The organism is Pseudomonas sp. MF6394 (assembly GCF_002018845.1).
Taxonomy (GTDB): Bacteria; Pseudomonadota; Gammaproteobacteria; order Pseudomonadales; family Pseudomonadaceae; genus Aquipseudomonas; species Aquipseudomonas lactis.
Genome location: NZ_MVOJ01000066.1, coordinates 1 through 7,891, shown reverse-complemented (window position 1 = coordinate 7,891; position 7,891 = coordinate 1). Strand labels below are relative to the sequence as shown.

Genomic DNA, 7,891 nt, shown 5'->3' with positions numbered 1-7,891 from the left:
TGTGCCCGTAATCCGCCAGTGATTTGGGGGGCCGCCGCCACGCGCCATCCATGGCGCGGGGCGGCTAAACCGGCATCCCTGCCGGTTTACCCCCCAAATCCCTGTCGAATTCCGGCCAGCGTGGTTTAACGGGGCGCCTAAGATCAAAAGCAGATCAAGATCAAGAGCGACTCGCTTCGCATCGTGGTTTCAGGAGGCTGCTGCGAACTACACAGTTGTGTAGATACCTATGCTCATCGCGGGCAAGCCCGGCTCCTACATGGGAATGCGTTCCAATGTAGGAGCCGGCTTGCCTGCGATAGCGGCCTAAGCCGCACCGGTATCCTTGATCAAATGCGCCGCCAACGTACGCAACGGCCCCAACTGCCGGCAGATCAACGCCAACTGCGTCTGTACCAACCGCTGCCCTTCGTCGATCTCATCCGGCATTTGTTCAAGCTCGGCGGCCAGCGCTTCCTCGGCATCGCTCTGGATCGCAACCGACTGTTTGTTGGCCAGGCCGGTGGCGATCTCATCAATGCTCGCCGCCAGGCTGTTGCCCGCGCCTTCGATCAAGTGCTCACGCACATCGCTCGGTAGCGAAGTATCGCGATGTGCCCCCAACCCTGACAAATAGCTGAGCAAGGTGTGAGACAGCACCAGGAAGCGGAAGCCCACGTCGGCTTCCTTACGGAAGTGCCCCGGCTCCATCAGCATATTGGCCAGGGTGGTGGACAACGCGGCGTCGGCGTTGTGCGCGTTGCGGCGGGCCAGGCGGTAAGCCAGGTCGTCGCTCTTGCCGGCGGCGTATTGCTGCATGATCTGGCGCAGGTAGATGCTGTTGCAGGTCAGGGTGTTGGCCAGCACTTTGTTCAAGCGCCGGCCTTGCCAGTCTGGCAGGAACAGGAACACCGCCAGGCCCGCGATCAGGCTGCCGAGCAACGTATCGAACAGGCGCGGCAGGAATAGCCCGTAGCCATCGCCCACCTGATTGAAGCAGAACAGCACCATCAAGGTGATGGCCGCCGTCGCCAGGGTGTAGCGGGTGGTGCGGTTGATAAAGAACACCAGGCCTGCAGCGATAGCGAACATCGACTGCACCACCGGGTTGGGGAACAGATCAAACAGCGCCCAGGCCACGGTGAGGCCGATGGCGGTGCCGATGATCCGCTGGCCGAGTTTGCGCCGGGTGGCGCCGTAGCTCGGCTGGCACACGAACAGGGTGGTGAGGATAATCCAGTAACCCTGAGACGCGTGAATGGCGTGCAGGGTGGCGTAGCCGACGGTCAACGCCAGGGACAGGCGCAGGGCGTGGCGAAACAGCAGCGAGGTGGGCGTCAGTTGGGTGCGCAGGCGCGTCCACATTTCCTTGAGGTTGCGCGGGGCGCGGTCCAGCAGGTTGCTGTCGGTGGCGTCGGCCAGGGCATCGGGGTTGCTGGCGTCGCCCAGCAGGCGGTCGAGCGTGGACAGATTGGCCGCCAGGGCGCGCAAGGAGCGCAGCAGGCCACGCCAGGCCGGGTTGCTCTGGATGCGCAGGTGCTCCAGGGACGCGTTGAGGTCGCCCAGGGCTTGGGCAAAACTGTCGTCATAGATGAACGGTTGGCGCAATTGGATCGACTCGGCCAGCGTCTGGCAGGCCTTGCCCTGCTGGCGCAGCAGGCGCTGGCAACGAAACAGTACATCGCTGTGGAAGAAGGCTTCAGTGAGGGCGTTGTAGGGGTAGTGAGAGGAACTGGCGCGCTCGTGAATGTCCTGGGCCAGGAAGTAGAGCTTCAGGTAGCGACTGACCTTCGAGCCCGGACGCCCATTGCCGACGCGGTGCAGGATGATTTCCTTCGCGGCATTCAGCGCAGCGACGACTCGGCCATTTTGCTGAGCCAGTTCCAGGCGTCGCGCTTCTACGTCCAACTGACGGATGGGTTCAAACAAGGACGACTTGAGCTTGAGGTAACGCCCCAGCTCGCGGAACAACCGCGCCAGGCTCTGCTGCACCGGCTGGTTGGAAAACAGCGCCTGCCACAGCACCGACAACGCGCCGTACCAAGCGGCACCGGCGACCAGCAACAGCGGCTCATGCCAGAAATCCGTGACGGCGCCGCCGCGCTGGTCCACGCCGATCATGGTGTAGACCGACAGAATCAAGGTGGCCGAAGCAATCGCGCCATAGCGTTCGCCCAGCGCGCCGAGCATGGTCAGGCCGAAACTGGCCAGGGCCAGGGCGATGGCAAATATCCAGGGGTAAGGGAACAGCAGCTCTACCGACAGCGCGGCGATGCTGAAACACACCAGTGTCACCGCCAGCGCATTGAGGCGGCCTTGCCAGCTGTCATCGGTCTCGGCCAGGGCGCTGGCGATAATCCCCAGGAAGAGCGGGATCAGCAGCGTCATTTCATCCTGGTACCAACACAACGCCATGCTGCCGGTGAGGGCGATGAACACCCGTACGCTGTAGCTGAATTTATCCAGCGCCCACAGGCGCCGCATGGACTGCTTGAACGAGGTCGATGACATGAAGTCTGGAGTCTTCCGGGACGTTGTCGCTAAATTGAGCCAGTAATGACGCCACGGCAAGCGTGGCGATCACATCGGACAGCAAAATGTTCAGTAACACTGCAAAACCAATGTGGGCTTGCCTGCGATAACGATGTGGGATTCAACGCCGCTATCGCAGGCAAGCCAGCTCCCACAGGGGATTGCATTTCAAGGTGCAAGTCAGGCGTATTGCGCGGCCGCGTAGCCCGAGGCCCAGGCCCACTGGAAATTGAACCCGCCCAGGTGGCCGGTCACATCCAGCACTTCGCCGATAAAGTACAGGCCGGGGCTTTTCAGCGATTCCATGGTCTTGGACGACACTTCCCGCGTATCCACCCCGCCCAATGTCACCTCGGCGGTGCGATAACCCTCGGTGCCGGCCGGTACCAGTTGCCAGCTCCCCAGTTTTTGCGCGATATCGGCAATTTCAGCGTGGGTGTACTGCTTCATCGGCTTGGATTCGAACCAGCTTTGGGCCAGCAGGTTGGCCATCTTCTTGGTGAAGATCTCGCCCAGCAGGGTTTTCAACTCGCTGTTGGGGTGTTCGGCCTGTTGCTGTTGCAGCCAGGCATGGGCGTCGTGGTCGGGCAGCAGGTTGATTTCTACCGTGTCGCCGGAGTGCCAATACGAGGAAATCTGCAAAATTGCCGGCCCGCTCAGGCCGCGGTGGGTGAACAGGATGTTCTCGCGAAAACTCTGGCCGTTGCAGCTCACCAGGCAGTCGACCGAGGTGCCGGACAACTCGCCGCACAACTCCTTGAGCTGGTCGGTGATGGTGAACGGCACCAGCCCGGCGCGGGTCGGCAGCAGTTCGTGGCCGAATTGCTTGGCCACTTGGTAACCGAAACCCGTGGCGCCCAGTGTCGGGATCGACAAACCGCCCGTGGCGATCACCAGCGATTCACAGCGCAGTTCGCCCAGGGTCGTTTGCAGTTGATAGCCGCTTTCGAGCTTGGCGATGGCCTCGATGGAGGTGTCCAGGTGCAGGCTCACGCCGGTCTGGATGCACTCATCAAGCAGCATGCCGAGGATGTCGCTGGACTTGTTGTCGCAGAACAGCTGGCCGAGTTTCTTCTCGTGGTACGGCACGCCGTGCTTGGCCACCAGCCCGATGAAATCCCACTGGGTATAGCGGGCCAGGGCGGACTTGCAGAAGTGCGCGTTATGGGAGAGGAAGTTGGCCGGCTCGGTGTACATGTTGGTGAAGTTGCAACGGCCGCCACCGGACATCAGGATTTTCTTGCCGGCCTTGTTGGCGTGGTCGATCAACATCACCTTGCGCCCACGCCCGGCGGCGGTCAGCGCGCACATCAAGCCTGCGGCGCCGGCGCCAATGATCACAACTTCGGTCGAGCGCACAGCCATGTCCTCACAAAAATTCTGAATTGAAATACAGTCAAATGTGGGAGCGGGCTTGCTCGCGAATGCGGTGGTTCAGTGACAAACATGTCGACTGATACTCCGCATTCGCGAGCAAGCCCGCTCCCACAATGGATCTTCACCCATCGATAGATCTTTACAAAATACGCACGCGCAGCGAACGGCCCTTGATCTTGCCGTCATTCAAACGCTGCAGCGCCTGCTTGGCGATGCCGCGCTCCACGGCCACGAAGGCCTGGAAATCAAAGATCGCGATCTTGCCGACCTGGGCACCCGGAATGCCGGCTTCACCGGTCAATGCACCGAGAATGTCGCCTGGGCGAACCTTGTCTTTACGCCCTGCGGCGATGCACAGGGTGCTCATCTGCGGCAGCAGCGGGCCACCGCTTTGCGGCTTGAGGTTGTCCAGTTGGTCCCAGTTCAGCGGCGACTTTTGCAGTTGCTCGATGGCCTGGGCGCGGTGGGCTTCGGACGGCGCCACCAGGCTGATGGCGATGCCGGTTTCGCCGGCACGGCCGGTACGGCCTACACGGTGGATGTGAATTTCCGAGTCGCGGGCCAGTTCGACGTTGATCACCATGTCCAGGGCGTCGATGTCCAGGCCACGGGCGGCAACGTCGGTGGCCACCAGCACCGAGGTGCTGCGGTTGGCAAACATCGCCAGTACCTGGTCACGGTCGCGCTGTTCCAGGTCACCATGCAGGCCAACGGCGGAGATGCCCTTGGCGGTCAGGTGGTCGACGGTTTCCTGCACTTGCTGCTTGGTAAAGCAGAACGCCACGCAGGAGGCCGGGCGGAAGTGCGCCAGCACCTTGGTCACGGCGTCCATGCGTTCTTCCGGGGATATCTCGTAGAAGCGCTGTTCGATCTGGTCGTCGGAGTGGAACGCTTCGGCTTTCACTTGCTGAGGCGCACGCATGAACTTGGAAGCGAGCTGCTTGATGCTCACGGGGTACGTGGCCGAGAACAGCAGGGTTTGGCGGCGCGGCGGGGTCTTGCTGATGATGTCTTCGATGGCGTCGTAGAAGCCCATGTCGAGCATGCGGTCGGCTTCGTCGAGGATCAGGGTGTTCAAGCCGTCCAGCACCAGCGAGCCTTTACGCAGGTGCTGCTGGATACGGCCCGGCGTGCCGACGATAACGTGGGCGCCGTGCTCCAGGGAGGCGATCTGCGGGCCGAGGGACACGCCGCCGCACAGGGTCAGTACCTTGATGTTGTCTTCGGCACGGGCCAGGCGACGGATTTCCTTGGCCACCTGGTCGGCCAGCTCCCGGGTCGGGCACATCACCAGCGCCTGGCAACCGAAGTAGCGCGGGTTGATCGGGTTCAACAGGCCGATGCCGAATGCAGCGGTCTTGCCGCTGCCGGTCTTGGCCTGGGCAATCAGGTCCAGCCCTTTGAGGATCACCGGCAAGCTTTGCGCCTGGATCTGCGTCATCTCGACGTAACCCAGCGAGTCGAGGTTAGCCAGCATGGCGGCGGACAGGGGCAAAGTATTAAAAGCGGTGGCGATGGTAGTCACGGGACTGGCTCTGCAAAACAAAATGTCGCGCAGTGTACCAGTCTCGTGGGATTTTCCTCGCAAGTTCTCGACGAGACGCCCGTTAGTGCTCGATATCGTGCTCGCGGCTGACCACGCGTTTGCCGTCCTTGGGCGACAGTTGCAGGAAGATCGCCGCCGCCAGCATCGCCATGATGCCCACGGTGAGGAAGGTCAGTTGAAAGGCGCCCAGCACCGTATTGACCCCGTCATTGCCGGCTTCGGCGGTAAAGCCGCCGAGCAATGCACCGGCACAAGCCACGCCCAGGCTCAGGGACAACTGCGCCACCACCGACAGCAAGCTGTTGCCGCTGCTGGCCTGGGCGTCGTCGAGGTCGATCAGGGTGACGGTGTTCATCGCGGTAAATTGCAGGGAGTTGATGGCCCCCAGTACTGCCAGCATGCCTAACAGTAACGGGTAGGGCGTTTGTTCGCTGACCAGGCCCATGCTCGCCAGCATCAGGCCCAGGGCCAGGGTGTTGCCGGTCAGGACGATGCGGTAGCCGAGGCGCTCGATAAGCGGGCGCGCGATGGATTTGGCGAACATTGCCGCCGCCGCCAGCGGCAGCATGCTCATGCCGGCTTCTGACGGCGAATAGCCCAGCGCCACTTGTAACAGCAGCGGCACCAGGAACGGCAGTGCGCCGCTGCCCAGGCGCGCAAACAGGTTGCCGAGGATCCCCACGGCAAAGGTGCGCGTCTTGAACAGCACCGGCGAGAACAGCGGGTTGTCGATGTGCCCGGCGCGCAGCCAGTACGCCGCCAGGCAGGCAAGCCCGCCGAACAACAGCAACATCACCCGCAGGTGCGGCAGGTGCAGTTCGCCCAGGCCCTCCATGGCGATGGTGATCAGCACCATCGCCGCGCCGAACAGCAGAAAGCCCAGGCCGTCGAAGCGCGTGCGCTCGCTGCCGCGCAGGTCGGGGATGAATTTCCACACGGCATAGCAGCCGATCATGCCCACCGGCAGGTTGATCAGGAAGATCCAGTGCCAGGTCAGGTATTGCACCATCCAGCCGCCCATCGTCGGGCCAAGCAAGGGGCCGAGCAGGCCGGGAATGGTGATGAAGCCCATGATCCGCACCAGCTCGGAGCGCGGATAAGCCCGCAGCACCACCAGCCGCCCGACCGGCAGCATCAGCGCGCCGCCCAGGCCCTGGACCACCCGTGCCCCCACCAGCATGCTCAAGCTACTGGACAGCGCACACAGCAACGACCCGATGCTGAACAGCATGATCGCGCCAAAGAAAATCTTCTTGGTGCCAAAGCGGTCGGCGATCCAGCCCGAGGCGGGAATCAGCAAGGCCACGGTGAGCATGTAGGCGATCACCACCCCTTGCATGCGCAGCGGGTTTTCCGCGAGGTCCTGGGCCATCGCCGGCAGCGCAGTGTTGAGAATCGTCCCGTCCAGCGACTGCATGAAGAAGGCAATCGCTACCACCCAGGGGAGCCAGCGGGCGGTCTTGGCATCGAGAGGGGCACGATTCGGCATGGGATCCCTTTTTATTAGCAGGCTATGTGTTGGCGATTATGCGCCATCCGTCGCCCCTTTTCCCACTGGCGGTTCGTCTATAGCTGACAAGCTCGCATGCTCGCCCACCAGGAAGTCCAGCAAGGCCCGATGCACTGCCAGCGCGGCTTCGCGGGACTCCAGGTCCAGCAGATGGCCGGTGTGTTCGGCCACGGCAAAGCTGCTGCGGCCTACATAGTGTTTGAATAGCTGGGCCTCGTCGGCCGGGGTGTATTCGTCCAGCGCGCCGTTGAGAAAGTGCACCGGTGTTTCAATCTGCCTGAGCGCCGGCAAGTAGTTGCCATCGCCCAAGCCCAGCACCTGATGAATATGAAAGCGCGCCTGGCGGTACTCGGTGGTGGCCATGGTCGACAGGTGCCGATGGTTATTGCGTTTGAGGCGCGGCGACAGGTATTTGCCCACCGTTTCGTTGAGCAGATGGCCGACCGCCGACTTGTCATCAGCCTCGATCAGCACACGCACGCGCTCGACATATTCCAGCATCGCCTGGTTGAGGTTGGGCGCCAGGGCCATCACCACCGAGCTTTCGATGGAGGGCGGGTTGTGCGCCAGGGTCAACAGCGTGGAGATGCCGCCCCATGATGCCGAGACCAGATGATTGACTTTGAAACGCGCCACCAAGGCTCGCAGGATTTGCACTTCGTCGTCCTTGGTGACCAGGTCGAGTTCGGTGTTGTGCTTGCGCGACAAACCAGAGAAGGGCAAGTCGAACAGCAGCACATTGAAGTGCTCGGCCAGGCATTTGCTGGTACGGGCAAAGGAGCGCGTGGTGGATAGCGCGCCGTTAACCATCAGTACGGTTTTTCTTTGCGGGTCGTTACCCAGTTGCTCTACGTGAACGTTGTAGTGCTTGTACAACTTCTCAATGACAAAACTTCCATGGTTCATCTCAAGACTCCAGCTTGCCTTTCCCAGGCAAGGTTATGCTC

Annotated in this window: 5 protein-coding genes; all 5 read right to left on the bottom strand. The window is 62.0% G+C overall.

All coding sequences use genetic code 11. The annotated features are described in order from the left end of the window. Nucleotides 1-306 precede the first annotated feature (306 nt). Nucleotides 307-2,490, bottom strand: a complete 2,184-nt coding sequence (gene yccS / locus MF6394_RS32610) for a YccS family putative transporter (protein ID WP_047711962.1) — start codon at nt 2,488-2,490, stop codon at nt 307-309. 201 nt (nt 2,491-2,691) lie between these two features. After that, nucleotides 2,692-3,870, bottom strand: coding sequence for an NAD(P)/FAD-dependent oxidoreductase (locus MF6394_RS32605; protein WP_032897743.1), 1,179 nt, complete (start codon nt 3,868-3,870; stop codon nt 2,692-2,694). Nucleotides 3,871-4,027: 157 nt separating this feature from the next. Then, complete coding sequence (dbpA, locus tag MF6394_RS32600; RefSeq protein ID WP_232964675.1) at nt 4,028-5,365, bottom strand: ATP-dependent RNA helicase DbpA; 1,338 nt, start codon at nt 5,363-5,365, stop codon at nt 4,028-4,030. Nucleotides 5,366-5,495: 130 nt separating this feature from the next. Beyond that, on the bottom strand, nt 5,496-6,923 hold the full coding sequence (gene mdtD / locus MF6394_RS32595; RefSeq protein ID WP_032894917.1) for a multidrug transporter subunit MdtD: 1,428 nt from the start codon (nt 6,921-6,923) through the stop codon (nt 5,496-5,498). Nucleotides 6,924-6,959: 36 nt separating this feature from the next. Continuing rightward, nucleotides 6,960-7,850 carry an alpha/beta fold hydrolase gene (locus MF6394_RS32590; RefSeq protein WP_078468289.1) on the bottom strand — a complete coding sequence of 297 codons (891 nt, stop codon included), beginning with the start codon at nt 7,848-7,850 and terminating at the stop codon, nt 6,960-6,962. Between the last annotated feature and the right edge of the window lie 41 nt (nt 7,851-7,891).